23 protein-coding genes are annotated in these 19,772 nt (G+C 65.9%); 8 read left to right on the forward strand and 15 right to left on the reverse strand.

Annotation, left to right across the window (positions count from 1 at the left end):
* Both ACFOMH_RS13595 and ACFOMH_RS13600 read left to right on the forward strand, forming a co-directional pair.
* On the forward strand, positions 1–498 hold the full coding sequence (locus tag ACFOMH_RS13595; RefSeq protein ID WP_377745084.1) for a phosphatidylglycerophosphatase A family protein: 498 nt from the start codon (positions 1–3) through the stop codon (positions 496–498).
* Positions 495–986, forward strand: coding sequence for a CinA family protein (locus tag ACFOMH_RS13600; RefSeq protein ID WP_377745086.1), 492 nt, complete (start codon positions 495–497; stop codon positions 984–986). The genes ACFOMH_RS13595 and ACFOMH_RS13600 overlap by 4 nt, the downstream gene beginning before the upstream one ends.
* 12 nt (positions 987–998) lie before the next feature.
* On the opposite strand, the gene ACFOMH_RS13605 is transcribed toward ACFOMH_RS13600, so the two are convergent.
* The 9 genes from ACFOMH_RS13605 to ACFOMH_RS13645 all read right to left on the reverse strand — a co-directional run bounded on the left by ACFOMH_RS13605 (position 999) and on the right by ACFOMH_RS13645 (position 8,887).
* Positions 999–2,048 (reverse strand): threonine aldolase family protein, encoded by a 1,050-nt coding sequence (locus tag ACFOMH_RS13605; RefSeq protein ID WP_377745087.1) that lies wholly within the window; start codon positions 2,046–2,048, stop codon positions 999–1,001.
* The gene (locus tag ACFOMH_RS13610; RefSeq protein WP_374421953.1) at positions 2,045–2,485 is read right to left on the reverse strand and encodes a YcgN family cysteine cluster protein; all 441 of its coding nucleotides are present in this window, start codon (positions 2,483–2,485) and stop codon (positions 2,045–2,047) included. Before ACFOMH_RS13610 ends, ACFOMH_RS13605 begins: the two co-directional genes overlap by 4 nt.
* Positions 2,485–3,420 carry a bifunctional riboflavin kinase/FAD synthetase gene (locus ACFOMH_RS13615; protein ID WP_377745089.1) on the reverse strand — a complete coding sequence of 312 codons (936 nt, stop codon included), beginning with the start codon at positions 3,418–3,420 and terminating at the stop codon, positions 2,485–2,487. The genes ACFOMH_RS13610 and ACFOMH_RS13615 overlap by 1 nt, the downstream gene beginning before the upstream one ends.
* A 185-nt stretch (positions 3,421–3,605) precedes the next feature.
* Positions 3,606–4,475, reverse strand: coding sequence for a TIGR01459 family HAD-type hydrolase (locus ACFOMH_RS13620; protein WP_377745090.1), 870 nt, complete (start codon positions 4,473–4,475; stop codon positions 3,606–3,608).
* Between the two features lie 11 nt (positions 4,476–4,486).
* Entirely contained in the window at positions 4,487–5,407 is a 921-nt protein-coding gene (locus ACFOMH_RS13625; protein ID WP_377745091.1) for a manganese-dependent inorganic pyrophosphatase, read from the reverse strand.
* Between the two features lie 66 nt (positions 5,408–5,473).
* Positions 5,474–6,115, reverse strand: coding sequence for a DUF1345 domain-containing protein (locus ACFOMH_RS13630; RefSeq protein WP_377745092.1), 642 nt, complete (start codon positions 6,113–6,115; stop codon positions 5,474–5,476).
* Positions 6,115–6,450 carry a DUF4440 domain-containing protein gene (locus ACFOMH_RS13635; protein WP_377745093.1) on the reverse strand — a complete coding sequence of 112 codons (336 nt, stop codon included), beginning with the start codon at positions 6,448–6,450 and terminating at the stop codon, positions 6,115–6,117. Before ACFOMH_RS13635 ends, ACFOMH_RS13630 begins: the two co-directional genes overlap by 1 nt.
* Positions 6,440–7,507: a TraB/GumN family protein gene (locus tag ACFOMH_RS13640; RefSeq protein ID WP_377745094.1), complete on the reverse strand. Its 1,068-nt coding sequence runs from the start codon at positions 7,505–7,507 to the stop codon at positions 6,440–6,442. The genes ACFOMH_RS13635 and ACFOMH_RS13640 overlap by 11 nt, the downstream gene beginning before the upstream one ends.
* Positions 7,508–7,573: 66 nt before the next feature.
* On the reverse strand, positions 7,574–8,887 hold the full coding sequence (locus ACFOMH_RS13645) for a glycosyltransferase family 4 protein (protein WP_377745096.1): 1,314 nt from the start codon (positions 8,885–8,887) through the stop codon (positions 7,574–7,576).
* A gap of 196 nt (positions 8,888–9,083) precedes the next feature.
* Between ACFOMH_RS13645 and groES the strand changes: the two genes are divergently transcribed.
* A complete protein-coding gene (groES, locus tag ACFOMH_RS13650; protein WP_374421939.1) occupies positions 9,084–9,371 on the forward strand; it encodes a co-chaperone GroES in 288 nt (95 codons plus the stop codon).
* 38 nt (positions 9,372–9,409) lie between these two features.
* A complete protein-coding gene (gene groL / locus ACFOMH_RS13655; RefSeq protein WP_374421937.1) occupies positions 9,410–11,056 on the forward strand; it encodes a chaperonin GroEL in 1,647 nt (548 codons plus the stop codon).
* A 110-nt stretch (positions 11,057–11,166) separates the two neighbouring features.
* On the opposite strand, the gene ACFOMH_RS13660 is transcribed toward groL, so the two are convergent.
* Positions 11,167–11,382: a hypothetical protein gene (locus ACFOMH_RS13660; RefSeq protein WP_377745097.1), complete on the reverse strand. Its 216-nt coding sequence runs from the start codon at positions 11,380–11,382 to the stop codon at positions 11,167–11,169.
* A gap of 115 nt (positions 11,383–11,497) precedes the next feature.
* Positions 11,498–12,253, reverse strand: a complete 756-nt coding sequence (locus ACFOMH_RS13665; protein WP_377745099.1) for a TetR/AcrR family transcriptional regulator — start codon at positions 12,251–12,253, stop codon at positions 11,498–11,500.
* Positions 12,254–12,332: 79 nt separating this feature from the next.
* On the opposite strand from ACFOMH_RS13665, the gene ACFOMH_RS13670 reads away from it, so the two are divergent.
* The gene (locus ACFOMH_RS13670) at positions 12,333–12,896 is read left to right on the forward strand and encodes a pyridoxamine 5'-phosphate oxidase family protein (RefSeq protein ID WP_377745100.1); all 564 of its coding nucleotides are present in this window, start codon (positions 12,333–12,335) and stop codon (positions 12,894–12,896) included.
* A 42-nt stretch (positions 12,897–12,938) separates the two neighbouring features.
* Here the strand turns inward: ACFOMH_RS13670 and ACFOMH_RS13675 are convergent, their stop codons facing one another.
* The gene (locus tag ACFOMH_RS13675; RefSeq protein ID WP_377745102.1) at positions 12,939–14,750 is read right to left on the reverse strand and encodes an ABC-F family ATP-binding cassette domain-containing protein; all 1,812 of its coding nucleotides are present in this window, start codon (positions 14,748–14,750) and stop codon (positions 12,939–12,941) included.
* Positions 14,751–14,792: 42 nt separating this feature from the next.
* Positions 14,793–15,773, reverse strand: a complete 981-nt coding sequence (locus tag ACFOMH_RS13680; RefSeq protein WP_377745104.1) for a serine hydrolase domain-containing protein — start codon at positions 15,771–15,773, stop codon at positions 14,793–14,795.
* Between the two features lie 197 nt (positions 15,774–15,970).
* On the opposite strand from ACFOMH_RS13680, the gene ACFOMH_RS13685 reads away from it, so the two are divergent.
* The 3 genes from ACFOMH_RS13685 to recR are packed head-to-tail and all read left to right on the forward strand — an operon-like array spanning position 15,971 to position 18,697.
* Positions 15,971–17,749 carry a DNA polymerase III subunit gamma/tau gene (locus tag ACFOMH_RS13685; RefSeq protein ID WP_377745105.1) on the forward strand — a complete coding sequence of 593 codons (1,779 nt, stop codon included), beginning with the start codon at positions 15,971–15,973 and terminating at the stop codon, positions 17,747–17,749.
* Between the two features lie 3 nt (positions 17,750–17,752).
* Positions 17,753–18,097: a YbaB/EbfC family nucleoid-associated protein gene (locus ACFOMH_RS13690; RefSeq protein WP_374421925.1), complete on the forward strand. Its 345-nt coding sequence runs from the start codon at positions 17,753–17,755 to the stop codon at positions 18,095–18,097.
* A complete protein-coding gene (gene recR / locus ACFOMH_RS13695) occupies positions 18,098–18,697 on the forward strand; it encodes a recombination mediator RecR (protein ID WP_374421923.1) in 600 nt (199 codons plus the stop codon).
* A gap of 92 nt (positions 18,698–18,789) precedes the next feature.
* Here recR and ACFOMH_RS13700 read toward each other — a convergent pair whose 3' ends face one another.
* Positions 18,790–19,236, reverse strand: a complete 447-nt coding sequence (locus tag ACFOMH_RS13700) for an Hsp20 family protein (protein WP_374421921.1) — start codon at positions 19,234–19,236, stop codon at positions 18,790–18,792.
* 255 nt (positions 19,237–19,491) lie between these two features.
* Complete coding sequence (locus ACFOMH_RS13705; protein WP_374421919.1) at positions 19,492–19,728, reverse strand: YdcH family protein; 237 nt, start codon at positions 19,726–19,728, stop codon at positions 19,492–19,494.
* Positions 19,729–19,772 lie beyond the last annotated feature (44 nt).

A 19,772-nucleotide genomic window follows, 5' to 3' on the forward strand; every position in this document is an offset into this window, starting at 1 on the left:
ATGGTCACCATGATCACCACCTTTTTCGGCATCGGCCGGCTGCGCCCGGCGCCCGGCACCTGGGGTTCGGCGGCGGCCGTCGTGCTGGCCGTGCTGATCGCACAGGCCGGCGCGGGCTGGTTTCTGCCCATCGCCACCCTGCTCGCGGCGGGCCTGGGCTTTTGGGCGGTGCCCCGTGCCATCGCCACCAGCGCCGACAAGGATCCGTCGGAAATCGTCATCGACGAGGTCGCGGGCCAATGGCTGGCCATGTGTTTCACCGTGATCCCGCTCTGGCGGCACGGGGTCGCCATTCTTGACGCCTGGCCGGCATTCGTGGTGCCGTTTTTGCTGTTTCGGCTGTTCGACATCTGGAAACCCTGGCTGGTCGGACGGGCCGACCGGCGGGGCGACGCGGCGGGCGTCATGCTGGACGATCTCTGGGCGGGGCTTTTCGCGGGCGTGGTCTCGGTCATGCTGGCCGGGCTTTATCATGCCGTGCTGGAGCCGATGCTGTGAGCGACCCGGCAAAGGTGCTTGATCTGGCGCGCGCGCGGGGCGTGATGATCGCCACCGCCGAAAGCTGCACGGGCGGGATGATCATCGGGCGGCTGACCGATGTGGCCGGATCTTCGGATGCGGTGGACCGGGGCTTTGTCACCTATTCCAACGCCGCCAAGATCGAGATGCTGGGCATCCGCCCCGAAACCCTGGCCGCCCATGGCGCGGTCAGCGAGGAAATCGCCGCCGAAATGGCGCAAGGCGCGCTGGCGCGGTCGGGGGCCGGCATCGCGGTTGCGGTGACCGGCATCGCCGGCCCCGGCGGCTCTGAGCACAAGCCCGAAGGCCGGGTCTGTTTCGGCATCGCCGATGCCCGGGGCGCGCGGACCGAGACGGTGGAGTTCGGCCCGCTTGGTCGCGCGCAGGTGCGCCGGGCGACGGTCGATCACGCGCTGACGCTTCTGGCGCGGGCGCTGGCCCCGACCGGCCAAGCCCCAGCCTGCTAAGGCCCCAGCCAGCTAAGCCAACGCCGCCAGCGCGGCGGTTACATCGTCAAGCCCGGTGTCCCAGCCACAGACCAGCCGGATCGAAACCGGCTCGTCCGCGTCGCCATCCGCGCTTTGCGTATGCGGCCACAGATGGCAGGAAATTCCCGCAGCCAGCCCGCGCTGATAGAGCGCGCGCGGCATGGTCGCGAAAATCTGGTTCGTGGCCACGCGCTGATCAATGCGCACCCCCGGAAGCCGCGCCAACCCAAGGGCCAGCTCATGGGCCATGGCATTGGCGTGACTGGCCATCTGCAACCACAGATCCCCCTCGAGCCAGGCCAGCATCTGCGCGGCAAGATAGCGATGCTTGGAAACCAGCGCGCCGCCGCGCTTGCGCCGGAACTCCAGCTCCTCGGACAGGGCCGGGTCAAAGATCACCACCGCCTCGACCGCCATGCAGCCGTTCTTGGTCGCGCCGAGCGACAGCACATCCACCCCGACACGCCATGTCAGATCGGCCGGCGCCACATCCAGCGAGGCCAGCGCATTGGAAAAGCGCGCCCCATCCATATGCACGGCCAGACCGTGATCGCGGGCGATGCCGGCCAGCGCCGCCACCTCGTCGGGGTCATAGACCGTGCCCCATTCGGTCGCATTGGTCAGCGACAACGCGACATTGCGCCCGGCATGAACGGAATCGCGGCCATTGGCCTCAAGCGCCTCGATCAGCGCCTCGGGGGTGATCTTGCCGCCGGTGCCGGGCACCAGAACCAGCTTGGCACCGCCGGTAAAGAATTCGGGCGCGCCGGTTTCGCTGGTCTGGATATGGGCGTCCTGATGGCAAAAGACCTTGCCCCAGCCCGGCGCCATCAAGGACAGCGCCAGCGCATTGGCGGCGGTGCCGGTGGGCACGAAATGCACGGCCGCCTCGGGGGCGTCAAAGGCTTCGCGCAGGCGGTCCTGGGCGGCGGCGGTGATGCGGTCGGTGCCATAGGCCGGCACATGGCCCGCATTCGCGGCGGCCAGCGCCGCCATGATCCGCGGATGCACGCCGCCAGCATTGTCCGAGGCGAAATTCATGACAGGTCCTCGATGATATAATCCTCCCAGTCATCCTCGGTCACGGTCAGCTCGCTGATGGTCCAGCCGCGCACCGACATCCCGGCCCGATGGATCGATTCGCGATCCCCCGAAACGAGATAATGCCAGTCGTAGAGCGGCTTGCCCTCGGCGCGCAACCGATAGGCGCATGTCGCCGGCAACCACCAGGCGATCTCGCGCAGCTTGCGCGGCGTCAGCACCACACAATCGGGCACGAAGTCATGGCGATTGGCATAGCTGGTGCATTGGCAGGTCTGATCGTCCAGAAGCTTGCAGGCGACGCGGGTAAAGGCCAGCTCGCCCGTATCCTCGAATTCCAGCTTGTTCAGACAGCATTTGCCGCAGCCGTCGCAGAGCGCCTCCCATTCGGGCTTGTCCAGATCGGCCAGCGGCAGTTCCCAGAACCGCGCGCGCATCAGCGGGCCGCCAGAATGTCGCGCGCCATCGCGCTGTCGCGGTCCATCTGTTCGATCAGGGCCTGAAGGCTGTCGAATTTCGCCTCGGGGCGCAAATATTCGACCAGCGCCACCGACAGATGCTGATCGTAAAGATCACCAGCGAAATCAAAGATATGCACCTCAAGATTGGGGCGCTTGCCGTCGAACATCGGGCGCACGCCAAGGCTGGCCACGCCCTTGTAGCTGCCGCGTTCCGGGCCGGTCAGCACATCGACCAGCACCGCATAGATGCCAAGCGCCGGCAGATGCAGCCCGTCCACGGCCATATTCGCCGTCGGATAGCCCAGATCGCGGCCGCGCTTGTCGCCATGCAGCACCGCGCCATCGATGCGATGCCAATGGCCCAGCATGCGTTCGGCATCGCGGGTGCGCCCCTCGGCCAGCGCCTCACGGATCGCGGTCGAGCTGTATTCGACCCGCCCGTCGCCGATCAGCGGCGCGATGGTGACGCCAAAGCCCGCCGCTTCGCCCAGCTGGATCAGCGTCGCGGCATTCCCCGAACGCTTGCGGCCAAAGCAGAAATCGGCGCCCACGGTGACATGACGCACACCCAGCCCCGCGACCAGCACCTCACGCACGAAATCGGCCGGGCCGAAACCGGCCATGACCGCGTTGAAGGGCAGCTCATAAAGATGATCGACACCCAGCCGCGCCAGACGGTTGGCCCGCGATTCGGCATTCATCAGCCGAAAGGGCCGCGCATCGGCATCGCCGGCAAAGAATTCGCGCGGATGCGGCTCAAAGGTGATGATGCCCAAAGGCGCGTCGCAGGCCGCGCGGGCCGTGTCGATCACCGAACGGTGGCCCAGATGCACACCGTCGAAATTGCCCATGGCGACGCTGGCGCCCCGCGCATCGGCCGGCAGTCCGGTCCAGTCGTGATGGATGCGCAATCGCCACCCCCGCTGGGCCGGCAAGCGGCCCGATCAGTCGAATTTGACGGCGCGGCGGCGAAAATGCCGACGCGCCGCGTACGTTGGACCATATCGCGCGCCCGGTTGCAGGTTGCAAGCACCCTGGCCCCAGGGCCGCATGGCCGCGCGGGTCCGGCGCGCGCCCCCGGCCTGGCCCAGCCGGCCTAGCGCAGCCGGCCGATGCTATAGCGCGGATTTTCGGAACGCAGCGCCAGCCATTCGTCCAGCATGGCCGGATCGGGATGTTCGACATCGGGGCCGAACTGGTCATGCGCCAAGCCGCCGCTGACAAAGAGCGCATCGATCCCCTCGCCCGCCGCGCCCGGAATATCGGTGGCGATGCCGTCGCCCACGGCCAGATAGCGCGTATCCTCGGGCAGGCCCAGCTTGCGCCGCGCCATGTCATAGATCGGCGGATGCGGCTTGCCAAAGTAAAGCGAGGTGCCGCCCATATCCTCGTAAAGTTCGGCCAGCGCCCCCGCGCAGTAAAGCCGCTTGTCGCCCAGATCGACGATCACGTCCGGGTTCGCACACAAAAGCGGCAGCCCCGCCTCGCGCGCCAGCATCAGGCGGGCGCGGTAATCCTCGGGGACTTCGGTTAGATCGTCGAAAAGACCGCAGCAGACGATGCCCTCGGCACGGTCCAGCGGCACCCGGGTGATCGCCGGCGCGTCCCGCCATTCGGCCGGGATATCGGTGAAGAACCCTTCGTCCTTGGGCTGGGCAATGGCCCAGACCTTGCGCCCCACGGCGCCCGCGAACATCGCATCCTGCGCCGCGTCGCCCGAGCTGACGATCAGGTCATAGGCGTCCTCGGGCACGCCCATGCGCTGCAACTGGGCCTGCACATAGGGCGCGGGGCGCGGCGCGTTGGTCATCAAGACCACGCGCCCGCCCCCGGCCCGGAAGTCCTGCAAGGCGGCGACCGCGGCCGGATAGGGCGCGACGCCGTTATGCAGACAGCCCCACAGGTCGCAGAACAGCACGTCGTAATCGGCCGCGATCTCGGCCAGCGAATTGATGATCTGCGTCATGGGGCGTTTCCTCAGACGGCCAGCGCCGGGATGATCTGCTTTTTGCGCGACATGATGCCGGGCAGCACCACGGTATCGCCCGCCACCGTCGCGCCGAAGCTTTTCTCGGCCACTTGCTTGACGAAGTCATTGGGGACGAGCAGCGTGGCTTCCTCGTTCAGGATGTCGACGATGAACAAGAGCACCTCGTCGGCGCCATCGGCGGCGGCAACGCCGGGCATCGCGGCCATCAGCGAAGCCTTGCGGTCCAAAAGCACCTTGGGCGCCGTGGTTTCCAGAACCGAGACGCGCAGCTGCTTGCCGCCCAGCTCGTATTCCTTGCTGTCCATGCGCAACAGCGCATCGTCGGCAAACGCGCTGACATCGGATTTCGCGGCAAACATCTCGGCGGCGAAATCGGGGATCGAGACACCCAGATCGGCGGCCAGCTTTTCGGCCACGAAACGGTCATGCGGCGTCGTGGTCGGGCTGCGGAATTCCAGCGTGTCCGACAGGATGCAGGTCAGCATCGCGCCCTTGATGCCGCGCGGCGCGCGGGCCAGATCCTCGTCGCCCATCAGGTCGTGCATGATGGTCGCGGTGCAGGCCAGCGGACGGATGGTGATGTTGATCGGCAGCCGGGTCTTGATGCCGCCGGCCAGCAGGTGGTGGTCGATGATTTCGATCACCTCGGCATCATTGATCGAATCGGGCAGCTCGGCGGGGTTGTTGGTGTCGACGATGACGCATTTGTCGCCCGCCGCCACATCCGCGATGATCTGCGGCTTGGGCAGGTCCCATTTGCCCAGCATCCAGGCGGCCTCGGTATTGGGCTCGCCTTGCAGGACGGCCACGGCCGGCTCCTTGCGGATTTCGGACAGATACCAGGCCCAGACGATGGGCGAGCCGGTCGAATCGGTGTCGGGGGCCTTGTGGCCGAATACCTTGATCATGGGGATCCCCTGAGGATTTGTCGGAAAATTCGCGCGCCTTATAGGGGCGCGCGGGGCAAATGTCTATCAACCCAGCGAGGCCGCAGCATTCACCGCCAGCGCCAGCACCACGGTGTTGTAGTAAAAGGCAAAGCTGGAATGAAACAGCGTCAGCCTCCGCATCCGGGTGCTGAGCGTGGTCACATCGGCGGTCTGTGAGGCAAGGCCGATGGTAAAGCTGTAATAGAGAAAATCCCAAAGCCGCGCGTCCTGATCATCGGCCAGTCCCGGAAAGCCAAGATCGCGCGCCATATGCCCATGGGCGTCGCGCGCATACCACAGGCTGGCATAATGGAACGCCATCATGGAATGCACCATCAGCCAGCCCAGCGGCACCGACACGATGGCAAGCGCCGGGCGCAGCACAAAGCCGGAATGCGGGTTCTGGATGGTCATCAGAATCGCCACCAGACTGGTCAGGATCGCAGCCGTGGCCAAAACGACGATGACCGGCATGCCCTCGTCATCCTCATCGGCGCGGTCGCGCAGGCTGTCGGAATCCCAGTTGCGCACCATCAGCGCCGACAGGATCAGAAAGCACAGGTTGAAGCCGACCGAAAAGATCAGCACCCGGTCGATGATTTCCATGCGGTAATTGACCAGCCCCAGCGCCAGCCCGATCACAAAGCTGATCAGAAAGCGGCTGTGCCGCAACAGATCGCGCAGCATCAGAGAGGCGTCTGCTGATGCTGGATGATCCGCCAGTCGCCCGCGCGCCGGATCCAGGTGGTGGTGCAAAGCGCCCGGAAGGCATCCGCCCCCGCCCGGCGCAGCGTCGCGCGATAGGCCAGAAGACAGACCTCGTCGGTTTCCACCGTGGCGCGGTCGGTCATGGTGATTTCCTGCCAGCGCGGCACCGATTGCAGGGCGGCGATCACGCCGCTGCGGTCGAGGATGCCGGTATTGGCAAAGACCATCACACAGGCCGGGTCGATCTTGCGCGCCGTCTCGGCCACGCCGCCAAGCCAGAATTCCCGTTCCTCGCGCCAGAGCTCATCCGCCATTGCCGATCCCCTCCACATTGATCGGGCTGATGGTCCAGCCCGCACGTTCCAAAAGCCGCAGCACGCCATGCTCGCCCGGCAGGTGCAGCGCGCCGAAACCGACGACGATGGCCTTGCCCTGAACGCCGGCCGCGGCGGCGGCGTTTTCGATCGGGGCGATCCAGCCCTCGTTGCGCCGGTCCATCAGCCGGTCCTGTGCCAGCTGCATCTGCTGGTCGACCTGGGTCCGGCCCAGCCCCGAATTGGCATAGGCGTCAAAGCGGCCGAATTCCCACATCAGCCAGCTTTCCCCCGCGAAATAGGCATCCGACAGGGTCACCGCATAATCATCGGCATATTCCGCCGCGGGCATCGCGGTGCGGATCATGTCCTCTTCTTCGCTCAGCGACATGCCCGTGAACAGCGTCAGCACCGTATCCCATGGTTCGAGCGCCCGGACCGGCACATCGGCGGCCCGGGCCTTTTCGATCAGCAGATGGTCAAGCCCGCCCGCATCGCCCCGTTCCTCGACAATGCGCATCATGCAGGGCGAAATCCCCAGCATGACCGCGACATACCACGGCCGCAGCTTGGCCGCGACGACATCGGGCAGCCCGCGCTGTTCCAGCGCCACGGAAAGCGTCCGCCATTCCTCGGGCGTCAGCCGTTCGGGCAAGGTCGGCCCGCTGGCATTCACGATCAGCGCCGGATCGTCCTGAAGCGCCTTGGCCAGCTTGGCCTCGTCCTCGGGGCCGGCCTCGACCAGCAGGGCGCCGGCACGGTCGATCTCGGGGCCAAAGCGGGCCATGGCAAGATCGTGGCGGGGATCGGCGAAATGATAGGTGCCGATCAGCGTGACCCGCATGCCGCCCTTTTCCGCCCGCCAGAACAGGCCGCGATGATAGGGCACGGCCTCGGTGGCGGCGCGCAGCTCGGCCAGCTGCGCGGGGGGCATCGCCTCAAAGAGGTTCTGCCCAGCACATTCCTGCGCGGCGGCCGGCAAGGCGGTGGGCAAAACGGCGGGCAAGGCCAGCGCCAGCGCGGCAAAAAGGGCGGTCACGGTCCGTTTCAGCAGCATGGGATCCTTTCCGGCAACTCCTGCGTGCAGCATGGCATGCGCGCGCGCGTGGCGCCAGCCCGGCCGCTAGCGCGGCGGCACCGGCAGCTCTTGCGGCAGGGGCGCCTCGGCGATCACCGCGCGCCAGATGCGTTCCACCTGTGCGGCCTTGGCGGCCCAGGTGAAATCGCGCATCACCCGCGCCTGTCCGGCCCGCGCCATATCCGGCAGCACGCCCGGATTGGCGGCGATGGCCTGCAACCGCTCGCGCAGCTCGGCGACCAGCTGGGCGCGGCTGCCCATGGGCACGCGAAACCCGGTCGTGTCATCGACCAGCTCGCCCGGCCCCGCGTAATCGGCGATCACCGGCACCACGCCAAGCGCCATCGCCTCAAGCACGACCCCGCCGCCGAATTCGCGCACCGACGGAAAGACCAGCAATTGCGCCCGCGCCGCCACCGCCTGCACCTGAGCATGCTCAAGCCAGCCATGCAGGGTGACCGCATCGCCCACCCCTTCGCGCGCGATCAGCTCGCGCAGGTGGTCGGCCTGCGGGCCGTCGCCGATGATGTCCAGCACCAGCGCCCCCTGACGCAACAAGGGCAGCGCCGCCTCGATCGCCATATCCGCGCCCTTATAGGGCACCAGCCGGCCGATAAAGCAGCCCCGCAGCGGCAGCGTCCCCGGCTGCGGCGCGGTCAGGCTGAAACGTGCCGGGTCGATGGCGTTTTCGGGCAGCCAGACGGTCTTGGGCTGATACCTGGCCGGGATCTCGCCCCGCGTATGCAACGAGCCGCAGATGATGGCGGCAGCATCGCGCAGCATCGCCCCCCGCCCCGGCAGCGCCTTATAGATGCCGCGAATATAGGACAGCCATTCCTTTTCGCGCCGCCGCTCGGCATCGAACCCCTTGGGCCATGGCACGCCGCCATTCAGCGGCCCCAGCACGAACGGCACCCCCGCGCGCCGGCACAGAGGCGCAAGGCGGCTGTTGGCGGTCGGCGTCAAGGGCGTGATGCGATGGACCAGATCGTATTTCCCCGCCCGGATATCCTCTCCGAAGGCGCGCCAGACCAGCCGCTCGAAATAGCCATAGCCCAGCGTCGAGACGGCGGTCTTGATCGTCCAGCCGACGCCCTTGCCCATGCTCAGCCGTTCGGCCGCGCGCCACAGGGGGGCGGCGATCTTTTCGCTGTCGATGGCGGTGAAATCCCGCCCCTCGATCAGGCCGGCGCGCAGGAACGCGTCGCGGTTGCGGATCTGGGTGACGATATGGACATCGGCCACCTCGCGCAGCGCGCGGGCCAGCGACCAGCCCACCAGCGGCACCGAAACCCATTCGGGATTGGCGGCCTCTGCGATGAGCAAGACTTTCAAACCTTTGTCCAAACCCGCCCTCATCCGCTTTTGTACCGACCGGCCAGTCTTGGCCTAGCCGCCGGGCGGAATCCCCGTCAAGCGGATTTCGCCGCCAAATTTCGCCATCCCCAGCCGTTGACAGCCCCGGATACGGCCCCTAGATGTTCGGCATTGGCACTCACCGGATGTGAGTGACAACAACGAGACACTGCAACCTGAAACACCGGAGTGTTCCATAATGGCTTTCAAACCGCTGCACGACCGCGTTCTGGTCCGTCGCGTCGAGTCGGACGAAAAGACCAAGGGCGGCCTGATCATCCCCGACAGCGCCAAGGAAAAACCCGCCGAGGGCGAAGTTGTCGCCGTTGGCGAGGGCGCGCGCAAGGATTCGGGCGAGCTGATCGCCCCCTCGGTCAAGGCCGGCGACCGCGTGCTGTTCGGCAAATGGTCGGGCACCGAAGTCACCATCGACGGCGCTGAGCTGCTGATCATGAAGGAAAGCGACATCCTGGGCATCATCGCCTGATCGTCCTTTCCCGATAACACATTTCAAGGAGAAGCCAAATGGCTGCTAAGGAAGTCAAGTTCGGCACCGACGCCCGCGACCGCATGCTGAAAGGCGTGAACATCCTCGCCGATGCGGTGAAGGTCACGCTGGGCCCCAAAGGCCGCAACGTGGTGATCGACAAATCGTTCGGCGCCCCCCGCATCACCAAGGACGGCGTTTCGGTCGCCAAGGAAATCGAGCTGGCCGACAAGTTCGAAAACATGGGCGCCCAGATGGTCCGCGAAGTCGCTTCGCGCACCAATGACGAGGCTGGCGACGGCACCACCACCGCCACCGTGCTGGCCCAGGCCATCATCAAGGAAGGCCTGAAATCGGTCGCCGCCGGTCTGAACCCGATGGACCTGAAGCGCGGCATCGATCTGGCCACCACCAAGGTCGTCGAGGCCATCAAGGCCGCCTCGCGCCCGGTGAACGACAGCGACGAAGTCGCCCAGGTCGGCACCATTTCGGCCAATGGCGAAGCCCAGATCGGCCGCTTCATCGCCGACGCCATGCAGCGCGTGGGCAATGAAGGCGTGATCACCGTCGAAGAGAACAAGGGCCTGGATACCGACGTCGAAGTCGTCGAGGGCATGCAGTTCGACCGCGGCTACCTGTCGCCCTATTTCGTGACCAACCCCGAGAAGATGGTCGCCGAACTGGAAGACGCCTATATCCTGCTGCACGAAAAGAAACTGTCGTCGCTGCAACCGATGGTCCCGCTGCTCGAGGCCGTGATCCAGTCGCAAAAGCCGCTGCTGATCATCGCCGAGGATGTCGAGGGCGAAGCCCTGGCCACGCTGGTCGTCAACAAGCTGCGCGGCGGTCTGAAAATCGCGGCCGTGAAAGCCCCGGGCTTCGGCGATCGCCGCAAGGCCATGCTTCAGGACATCGCGATCCTGACCGGCGGTCAGGTCATCTCGGAAGACCTGGGCATGAAGCTGGAAAACGTCACGACCGACATGCTGGGCCGTGCGAAGAAAGTTTCGATCAACAAGGACAACACCACCATCGTCGATGGCGCCGGTGAAAAATCCGAGATCGAAGCCCGCGTCAGCCAGATCCGTCAGCAGATCGAGGAAACCACCTCGGACTACGACAAGGAAAAACTGCAAGAGCGCGTGGCCAAGCTGGCCGGCGGCGTTGCCGTGATCCGCGTCGGCGGCATGACCGAAGTCGAAGTGAAAGAGCGCAAGGACCGCGTTGACGATGCGCTGAACGCAACCCGTGCAGCGGTTCAGGAAGGCGTTGTCGTCGGTGGCGGCGTGGCGCTGGTTCAGGGTGGCAAGGCTCTGGAAGGCCTGAAAGGCGAGAACTCGGATCAGGACGCCGGCATCGCGATCATCCGTCGCGCGCTGGAGGCCCCGATGCGCCAGATCGCCGAAAACGCAGGCGTCGACGGCGCTGTCGTGGCCGGCAAGGTCCGCGAGTCGAGCGACAAGTCGTTCGGTTTCAACGCCCAGACCGAAGAATATGGCGACATGTTCAAGTTCGGCGTGATCGACCCGGCGAAAGTCGTGCGCACCGCGCTGGAAGACGCCTCGTCGGTGGCCGGCCTGCTGATCACCACCGAAGCCATGATCGCCGAAAAGCCGGAACCCAAGGGCGCCGCTGGCGGCATGCCCGACATGGGCGGCATGGGCGGCATGGGCGGGATGATGTAATCATCCGCCTTTGGCGAGAAATTGGCCGTCCCGAAAGGGGCGGCCTTTTTCGTTGCAAGGGGCGTCCTTTGCGACCTGCGATCAATTCCGGGGACCGGGCCATATCCGGCTCAGCCCTGGACAGGGTCGCAATCGTAAAATGTTTCCGCGTCCCCATCGGGTGGCAAACGATGCAGCACGGACGAGATGCGAAATCCCATTGGCCTGCCGTTGACTGGCAGCTGGACGAGATCACCGACCGAAATATTCGGCGCAAATCCGGTGACCATATATGAATAGAATGGCCGATCACCCGGCTTCTCAACGAAATGCAGCTTGTAGGGCATCGAAAGGCACTCCTCATGAAAATGAACAGTGCCCTTTATGATAACACAGGCCCGTGCGGCTGAATAAGCGTTCAATCGGCGCGGACCGCCCTGTCCGTCCCCCGGCAACGACCCGTCACAGGAAACAGCTTTCCGCCGCGATCTGTCCGGCCAGCGCGGCACGCGCGGTCAAAAGTTCACCCTCCAGCCGCGCCACATCGGCGGCAAGCTTTCTTTCAGCCTCAGAGCCGCTGCGGATCTCGGCCGGATAGCGCGACATGATCCGCGCCGCATCCCCCATATCCCCAGCGGCATCGCCCGCACCGATATCGCCCGCGCCATCCCCTGCATCCGCAACAAGTGCGGCAACGGTGATCAGCAGGCTGTCGATCGCGCGCTGCATCGGCGCCGGATCGTCGTTCAGGATCAACCACATCGTCGCCCCTTCAAGGGCGCCCAGACTGTCCTCGGCCAGCTTTTCGGCGACCTCGGCCGCAAGCCCGGTCGCCAGCACGGCGCGGCAGAGCGCCAGCAATTCGTCGAAAAAGGCCCGGTTCGCGGTCACGATCCCATCATCGCCCGCGCCATCATATAACAGATGCATCCCGATACAGCGCTTTGCCCCGCCAAGATAATCCGCGATCCCCTCAAGCAGCGCGCGATACCGCATGCAGAGGGTCGGCCCCGGCGCCGCGATGGCGGTCAGTTCCGACAGGGTCAGGCTCAGCGCCGCACGCGCCAATTCGTCCTTGCCCGAAAAGCGGGTGTAGAGACTGGCTTTCTGCACGCCCACGCGCCGGGCCAGCTCGCCCATCGAAAACCCCGCATATCCCAGATCGCGGAACATCGCCCGCGCCTCGACGATGATCGCATCGCGTGTGGTCTTTGCCATTGCCGCCCCAAAAAACTACCGCTAGATAGCTAAAGCTACCTATCGGTAGGTTTAGCGGGAGCTGGCAGAGGACGCAACCATGCAAGACGACCTTGGCGCGGTGCCCGACCGGGCGTTGGGACATGACGGCGAACTGGATATGCGGGAACGGTTCCCCGACCCCTATCACTGGAACGAGACCAATCTGGCGGCGATGATACAGTCCCGGATCAGCCCCGCACTGGCGCGGTTCATCGAGGCGCAGCCGTTTTTCTTTATCGCCACGGCAAATCGCGACGGTCATTGCGATTGCAGCTTTCGCGGCCGGGAATACAGCCTTGCGGGCCGGCCCCTGCCGGCGCTGAAGGTACTGGATGCGCAAAAACTGATCTTTCCCGATTTCAGCGGCAACGGGCTTTACAATTCGCTGGGCAATATCCGGGTCAATCCACATATCGGCATGCTGTTCATGGATTTCGAACATCAGCGCCGGGCGCGCCTGAACGGCATTGCCACCATCGCCCTGCCCGATCCGCAAGCCGCCGCGCTCTGGCCGACGGCGCAGGCCTGTATCGAGGTCCGGGTCGAACAGGCCTATGGCAATTGCCCCGCCCGCATCCCCCGGATGCAGATCCATCAAGACAGCGACATGGCATTCAGCTGATCCCCCGCGAACACGGCCACCGGGCGAAAGATCCGCCCGGCGCTATTCCCGCCCGGCCAGATCCAGCCATTCCTCTTCGGCGGCGGCCAGTGCGGCCTGCCGTTCGGACAGGCCCTCGCTGGCTTTCTGAAATTTGGCCGGCGCGGTTGAGAACAGGTCCGGCTGGGCCAGGAACTCGGTCAGCTTGCCGATCTCGGCCTCAAGCCGTTCCATGACGCCGGGCAATGCCTCAAGGCGCTTTTTCTCGGTAAAGCTCAGGCCGCTGCGGTCCGGCGCGGGCTTTGGCGCATCGGTTTCGGCAACCGGGGTCGGGCCCGGTTTCGCGGCCTCAATGACCGGCGCATCCTCGGGCCGCTGGGCGCGGTAATCGGACCAGCCGCCGGGATAGATCACCGCGCGGCCATCCCCCTCCATCGCGATGGTGGTCGTGGCCACGCGGTCGATGAAATCGCGGTCATGGCTGACCAGCAGCACGGTGCCATCGTAATCGCCCAGAATGTCCTGCAACAGATCCAGCGTCTCGACATCCAGATCGTTGGTCGGCTCGTCCAGCACTAAAAGGTTCGAGGGATGCGCCATGATCCGCGCCAGCAAAAGCCGCGCCTTTTCGCCGCCCGACAGGCTGCCCACCGGGGCGCGGGCCTGCGCGTCGTCAAAGAGAAAATCTTTCAGATAGGCCACGACATGGCGCGGATTGCCGCGCACCATCACCTGATCCGACCGGCCCGAAACCCGCATCGACGGATCCCCCGTCATCGCGTCCCACAGGCTGACGGTTTCGTCGATGGCGCTGCGCGTCTGGTCAAAGACCGCGATATCCAGGTTGGTGCCGTGCCTGACCTCGCCGCTATCGGGCGCGATCTCTCCGGTCAGCATCTTCAGAAGCGTGGTCTTGCCGACGCCGTTCGGGCCGACAAAGGCCACGCGGTCGCCGCGCAGCACCCGCAGGTCAAAGGGCTTCAGGATGGTGCGCGCGCCAAAGCTTTTCGAGATGCCCTTGGCGTCGATCACGCGCTTGCCCGATTGCTGGCCGGCATCCAGTTCCATCGCGGCGGTGCCCTGACGGCGGATCTGGCCGGCGCGTTCCTCGCGCAGCGCGGCCAGCGCGCGGACACGGCCCTGATTGCGCTTGCGCCGCGCGCTGATCCCCTCGACAGCCCACCGGGCCTCGGCCTTGATCTTGCGATCCAGCTTGTGGCGGGCCTCATCCTCGGCGGCCCAGGTGGTTTCGCGCCAATCCTCGAAATATTCAAAGCCGCGATCCTGCCGGCGCACCTCGCCACGGTCGATCCACAGCGTGCCGCGCGTCAGCGCGCGCAGAAAGGCGCGGTCATGGCTGATCAGCACGAAAGCGGCCTTGGTCGTGGAAAGCTGTTCCTCAAGCCAGCCGATGGCCTCGATATCCAGATGGTTCGTCGGCTCATCGAGCAGCATCAGTTCCGGCGCCTCGGCCAGAAGCCGCGCCAGCGCCGCGCGGCGCCGTTCCCCGCCCGAGGCGGTGGCGACCGGCCGGTCGGGGTCGAATTTAAGCCCCTCGGCCGCCATTTCGACGCGGTACCCCTCGGCATCGCCCAGACGCGCGCGGGCGAAATCCCCCAGCGTCGCGAAACCCGACAGATCGGGATCCTGTTCCATATAGCCGACATGGATGCCGGCGGGGGTGATGACCTGCCCGGCATCGGGCTCGACCAGCCCGGCCATGACCTTCATCAGCGTGGATTTTCCCGAACCGTTGCGCCCGACCAGCGCCAGCCGGTCGCCGCCCTGGACGGTCAGGTTCAGCCGATCAAAGACGGGATTGCCGCCAAAGGTCAGCGAGATATCGGTCAATTGCAAAAGCGGTGCGCGTGCCATGGCCCGCAGATATGGCGTCCCGCGCGCAGGGTCAACGGGGGCTCACACCGCCCGCACCAGCGCCCCCGCCAGCGCATGCAATTGTTGCCGGTAACCCGTCCGCGCCGAGGGCTGGTCGGGGTCCGAAGTCATGGCGATGGCCACCGCCGGCAGACCGCGCGCGGGCGGAAAGACATAGATCATCTGCCCACCGTAACCCCAGCCGTAACGCAAGGGGCGCCCGCCGGCCTCACCGATGAACCAGCCATAACCATATTCCTCACCGCTAAAGACCGAGCGCGTGCGTGGCACCCAGCTTTCCGCGATCCAGCCGGGCGGGATCACCCCCTGCCCGCCCGCCGCATAGGCCGCCCCGAATGCCATGAGCGCGCGTGTGCTCATCGCCATCTCGTTGCCGCCAAGATAGATGCCCTGCGGATCGCGCTGCCACGAGGCGATGGCGAAACCCGGAATGCCACCCAGCCAGTCCCGCGCCAGATCCAGCGTGGTCCGTCCCGCAACCCGCGTCAGCATGGCCGACACCAGATGCGTCGAGGCGGTGGAATATTGCATCCCCTGCCCCGGATCCTGCTCGAACGGGACATTCAGCGCCGCCCGGACCCAATTGCGGCTGCCGACCCAGCGCCCATAGGCCGGCCCCGACTGCCGCTGCAACCCGGCCTGCATGGACAAAAGATGGCCCAGCGTCAGATCGTTCAGGCGCGGATCGGGATCGGGCGGCAGATCGCGGCGCAGGATTTCGGCGACCTTCTGATCGGGCCCCGAAAACAGCCCGCGCGCAATCGCGATCCCCGCCAGCGCCGAAATCACCGATTTCGAGGCCGATTTGATATTCGTGGCCCGGTCCGGGTCGAACCCGCGATAGCCCCGCGCCGCGACCTCAAACCCGTCCCGCCAGACGGCAACGGCGCGCAATTGCGAAAGCGACCCCGCCTGATCCAGCAATGGCCCCGCATCGGCCCGCGCGCGCCGCGCCAGAAACGGCGCGGCAAGAATAGAGAGGACAAGAACACGGCGCTGCATCCCCGGACCATGCCCCGACGCGGCGCGCCTTGAAACAGGGCGCGTGGCTCGCGGCCTTCACGTCTTCGTTCCCGCCCCGCCCATGCCCGGCGGCGTTCATTTCTTCTTCATCCAAATATCCATCCCACCACCCGCGCCAAAGGTTGCCGCGCCTGCGCACCCTGTCTAAGGTGGCGCGGCAATCAGACAGGCCCGGCATGAGCGATAACGACAAGACCTATCAGGTTCTGGCACGGAAATACCGGCCCGAGACCTTCGCCGATCTCGTCGGGCAGGATGCGATGGTGCGCACGCTGAAAAACGCCTTCGCCGCCGACCGCATCGCACAGGCCTTCGTGATGACCGGCATCCGTGGCACCGGCAAGACCACGACCGCGCGCATCATCGCCAAGGGGTTGAACTGCATCGGCCCCGACGGTCAGGGCGGCCCGACGACCGAACCCTGCGGGACCTGCGAACATTGCATCGCGATCAGCGAGGGCCGCCATGTCGACGTGATGGAGATGGACGCCGCCTCCCGCACCGGCGTGAACGACATCCGCGAAATCATCGAAAGCGTCCATTACCGGGCGGCCTCGGCGCGCTACAAGATCTATATCATCGACGAAGTGCACATGCTTTCGACCAGCGCCTTCAACGCGCTTCTGAAAACGCTGGAAGAACCGCCGCCGCATGTGAAATTCATCTTTGCCACGACGGAAATCCGCAAGGTCCCGGTCACAGTCCTGTCGCGCTGTCAGCGGTTCGACCTGCGCCGCATCGAGCCCGAGGTGATGATCGCGCTTCTGCGCAAGATCGCCACCCGCGAGGGCGCCGAAATCACCGATGACGCGCTGGCGCTGATCACGCGCGCCGCCGAAGGCTCGGCCCGCGACGCGACCTCGCTTCTGGATCAGGCGATCAGCCATGGCGCCGGCGAAACCACCGCGCCGCAGGTCCGCGCCATGCTGGGCCTTGCCGACCGGGGCCGCGTTCTCGATCTTTTCGACATGATCCTGCGCGGCGCCGCGGCCGAGGCATTGGCCGAGCTTCAGGCACAATATGCCGACGGCGCCGACCCGATGGCGGTGCTGCGCGATCTGGCCGAGATCACGCATTGGGTCTCGATCGTGAAAATCACCCCCGAGGCGATCGAGGATCCGACCATCGGCCCCGACGAACGCACCCGCGGTCAGGACATCGCCGCGCGCATTCCGATGCGGGCGCTGACCCGGCTGTGGCAGATGCTGCTCAAGGCGCTGGAAGAGGTCGGACAGGCCCCGAACGCGATGATGGCCGCCGAAATGGCGATCATCCGCCTGACCCATGTCGCGGACCTTCCCGACCCCGAGACGCTGATCCGCAAGGTCCAGACCTCGGTCGCGGCCGGCGAGTTCACCCGCGGCAACGCCGCCCCCGCACAGCGCCCGGCCGATGCCCCGCGCGCCGCAGCCCCGCCCCGGGTCCCGACCGCCATCCGCGCCGATGGCGCGGCTGCGGCCATCGCCGTCTCGCCCGATGCGCTGGCCGGGTTTCCCGATTTTGAATCGGTGATCGAACTCATCCGCCGCATGCGCGACATGAAGCTGCTCCTCGAGGTCGAGGAACACCTGCATCTGGTCCGCTATTCCCCCGGCCGTATCGAGTTCCAGCCCGGCGACCGCGCCCCGCGCGATTTCGCCCAACGGCTCGCCGAACGGCTGCGCGGCTGGACCGGCGGCCAACGCTGGGCGGTCAGCGTCGTCTCCGAGGGCGGCCAGCCCAGCATCGCCCAGCAACGCGCCGCGCATGAGGCCGCGACCCGCGCCCGCGTCATGGAAAACCCGGCAGTGCAGGCGATTTTCGCCGCCTTCCCCGAGGCAAAGATCACCCGGGTCCGCCCCATTCCCGCGCCGGCGGTTGAAATCGCCACGGGCGAGGATAAATCCCCCCATGAGCTGACCGAAGGCCCCGTGGCCGAGGTCGAGGAATGGGATCCGTTCGAGGACGAGGATTAAGCGATGTTCAAGGGACTTGGCGATATGGGCGATCTGTCAAAGATGATGGAGGCCGCCCAGCAGATGCAGACAAAGATGGCCGAGATGCAGGAGGGGCTTGCCCGCCTGACCGTCACCGGCGAGGCCGGTGGCGGGCTGGTCAAGGCCACCGCCACCGCCAAGGGCGAACTGACGGCGCTGGAAATCGACCCTTCGATCTTTGTCGCCTCGGAAAAAGAGGTGGTCGAGGATCTGATCCTGGCCGCGATCAAGGACGCGCAGCGCCGCGCGACCGACAAGGCGCAGGCCGAAATGGCCCGGCTGACCCGCGAGATGGGCCTGCCCGCCGACATGAAGCTGCCCTTCTGAATGCCGGCCCAGGGCGACGAGATCGAAACCCTGATCGCCACCATGGCGCGCCTGCCGGGCCTTGGCCCGCGCTCGGCGCGCCGGGTCGTGCTGCACCTGATCCGCAAGCGCGCGGGCCAGATGACGCAGCTCGCCGCATTGATGGCCAATGTCGCCGAAAACGCCCGCGAATGCCTTGTCTGCGGCAATATCACCCAATCCGACATCTGTCCGATCTGCGAGGATCCATCCCGCGCCAGCGGCGAAATCTGCGTGGTGACCGATGTGGCCGATCTCTGGGCGCTGGAACGCGGCCGCGCCTTCCGGGGCCGCTATCACGTCCTTGGCGGCAGCCTCTCGGCGCTCGATGAAATCGGCCCCGACGATCTGCGCATCCCGCAGCTGATCGACCGCATCGCCGATGAAAACATCACCGAGGTGATCCTCGCGCTGTCCGCCACCGTCGAGGGCCAGACCACCGCCCATTACATCGCCGAGGCGCTCGCCCCCACCGCCGTCGCCGTCACCGGCCTTGCGCAGGGCGTGCCCATCGGCGGCGAACTCGACTATCTCGACGACGGCACCATCACCGCAGCCCTTCGCGCCCGCCGCAGGCTCTGAATGAAAAAGGGCACGGGAAAACCCCGCGCCCCATTCTTTCATGCCCAAATATCCCGGGGTCCGGGGCAGCGCCCCGGTCCGGTGACACCGGATCAGGCGTCGAGCTTGCCCACCGCCTTCGCGGGCTTGGCGATCTCGATCCGGCGCGGCTTCAGCGCCTCGGGGATCTCGCGCACCAGATCGATGTTCAGCATCCCGTCCTGATGGCTCGCCCCTTCGACGCGCACATGATCGGCCAGCGTAAAGCGGCGCTCGAATGCGCGCGTGGCGATGCCGCGATGCAGGAAGGTCCGGCCTTCATCCTCGGCGGCCTTGCGCCCCGAAACGATGACGGCACCGTCGCGGACCTCGACATTCAGATCCTCGGCGCCAAAGCCCGCAACCGCAATCGCGATGCGATAGGCGTTCTCGCCGGTCTTTTCGATATTATAGGGGGGATAGCTCGCGACATCGGCCGAAAGGGCACGGTCCATCACATCGGCCATGCGGTCGAAGCCGACAGAGGCACGATAAAGCGGGGTCAAATCAAAATTACGCATGTTCGCATCCTTCATCAAAGCGATACAAAGGCTTGCCCCCCTTTCCGGGCGGGCAGGTCCGTCGGCGCCATCCGGCCCTCCGACATCGCTAAGCTGGTAAGACGACAGGCGCATTTCAAGCCCCGCGACCCCCGGCCCCGAATGCACAAAGGCGCGAGAAAATCCCGCGCCCCGTCCTCGCACCCTGTCTTTCATGCCCAAATATCCCGGGGGAATCCCGAAGGGATGGGGGCAGAGCCCCCGCGGCGGCGACCCTCAGGCCCCCGCCAGCATCTGCGCGATCTCGTCCTTCAGGCTCGCACGCTTGCGGCGCAGCGCGACCTCGGCCTCATCCGACATCGGCGTGTGGCGGCTTTCGGCGCCAAAAACCTGATCGTTGACCTGATCATATTCCTGCAAGAGCCGCGCGAAATGCGCATCCGAAATCTTCAGCGCGTGAATGCGTTCGGCATCGTTGGGGAATTCCTCGTGAATGGCGTGTGGTGCGGCCATGATCTTCTCCTGACTGGTCCGGTATTGAGGTTAATCACCGCTTC

Origin of the sequence: Paracoccus mangrovi, assembly GCF_042648425.1 — a bacterium.
Lineage (GTDB): Bacteria > Pseudomonadota > Alphaproteobacteria > Rhodobacterales > Rhodobacteraceae > Paracoccus > Paracoccus mangrovi.

Coding starts and splice junctions, on each gene's coding strand:
- ACFOMH_RS13595 (WP_377745084.1), top strand. CDS start 1: ATGGTCACCATGATCACCACCTTTTTCGGCATCGGCCGGCTGCGCCCG.
- ACFOMH_RS13605 (WP_377745087.1), bottom strand. CDS start 2,048: ATGAATTTCGCCTCGGACAATGCTGGCGGCGTGCATCCGCGGATCATG.
- ACFOMH_RS13610 (WP_374421953.1), bottom strand. CDS start 2,485: ATGCGCGCGCGGTTCTGGGAACTGCCGCTGGCCGATCTGGACAAGCCC.
- ACFOMH_RS13620 (WP_377745090.1), bottom strand. CDS start 4,475: ATGACGCAGATCATCAATTCGCTGGCCGAGATCGCGGCCGATTACGAC.
- ACFOMH_RS13625 (WP_377745091.1), bottom strand. CDS start 5,407: ATGATCAAGGTATTCGGCCACAAGGCCCCCGACACCGATTCGACCGGC.
- ACFOMH_RS13630 (WP_377745092.1), bottom strand. CDS start 6,115: ATGCTGCGCGATCTGTTGCGGCACAGCCGCTTTCTGATCAGCTTTGTG.
- ACFOMH_RS13635 (WP_377745093.1), bottom strand. CDS start 6,450: ATGGCGGATGAGCTCTGGCGCGAGGAACGGGAATTCTGGCTTGGCGGC.
- ACFOMH_RS13640 (WP_377745094.1), bottom strand. CDS start 7,507: ATGCTGCTGAAACGGACCGTGACCGCCCTTTTTGCCGCGCTGGCGCTG.
- ACFOMH_RS13645 (WP_377745096.1), bottom strand. CDS start 8,887: ATGAGGGCGGGTTTGGACAAAGGTTTGAAAGTCTTGCTCATCGCAGAG.
- groES (WP_374421939.1), top strand. CDS start 9,084: ATGGCTTTCAAACCGCTGCACGACCGCGTTCTGGTCCGTCGCGTCGAG.
- groL (WP_374421937.1), top strand. CDS start 9,410: ATGGCTGCTAAGGAAGTCAAGTTCGGCACCGACGCCCGCGACCGCATG.
- ACFOMH_RS13660 (WP_377745097.1), bottom strand. CDS start 11,382: ATGCCCTACAAGCTGCATTTCGTTGAGAAGCCGGGTGATCGGCCATTC.
- ACFOMH_RS13665 (WP_377745099.1), bottom strand. CDS start 12,253: ATGGCAAAGACCACACGCGATGCGATCATCGTCGAGGCGCGGGCGATG.
- ACFOMH_RS13670 (WP_377745100.1), top strand. CDS start 12,333: ATGCAAGACGACCTTGGCGCGGTGCCCGACCGGGCGTTGGGACATGAC.
- ACFOMH_RS13675 (WP_377745102.1), bottom strand. CDS start 14,750: ATGGCACGCGCACCGCTTTTGCAATTGACCGATATCTCGCTGACCTTT.
- ACFOMH_RS13680 (WP_377745104.1), bottom strand. CDS start 15,773: ATGCAGCGCCGTGTTCTTGTCCTCTCTATTCTTGCCGCGCCGTTTCTG.
- ACFOMH_RS13685 (WP_377745105.1), top strand. CDS start 15,971: ATGAGCGATAACGACAAGACCTATCAGGTTCTGGCACGGAAATACCGG.
- ACFOMH_RS13690 (WP_374421925.1), top strand. CDS start 17,753: ATGTTCAAGGGACTTGGCGATATGGGCGATCTGTCAAAGATGATGGAG.
- recR (WP_374421923.1), top strand. CDS start 18,098: ATGCCGGCCCAGGGCGACGAGATCGAAACCCTGATCGCCACCATGGCG.
- ACFOMH_RS13700 (WP_374421921.1), bottom strand. CDS start 19,236: ATGCGTAATTTTGATTTGACCCCGCTTTATCGTGCCTCTGTCGGCTTC.
- ACFOMH_RS13705 (WP_374421919.1), bottom strand. CDS start 19,728: ATGGCCGCACCACACGCCATTCACGAGGAATTCCCCAACGATGCCGAA.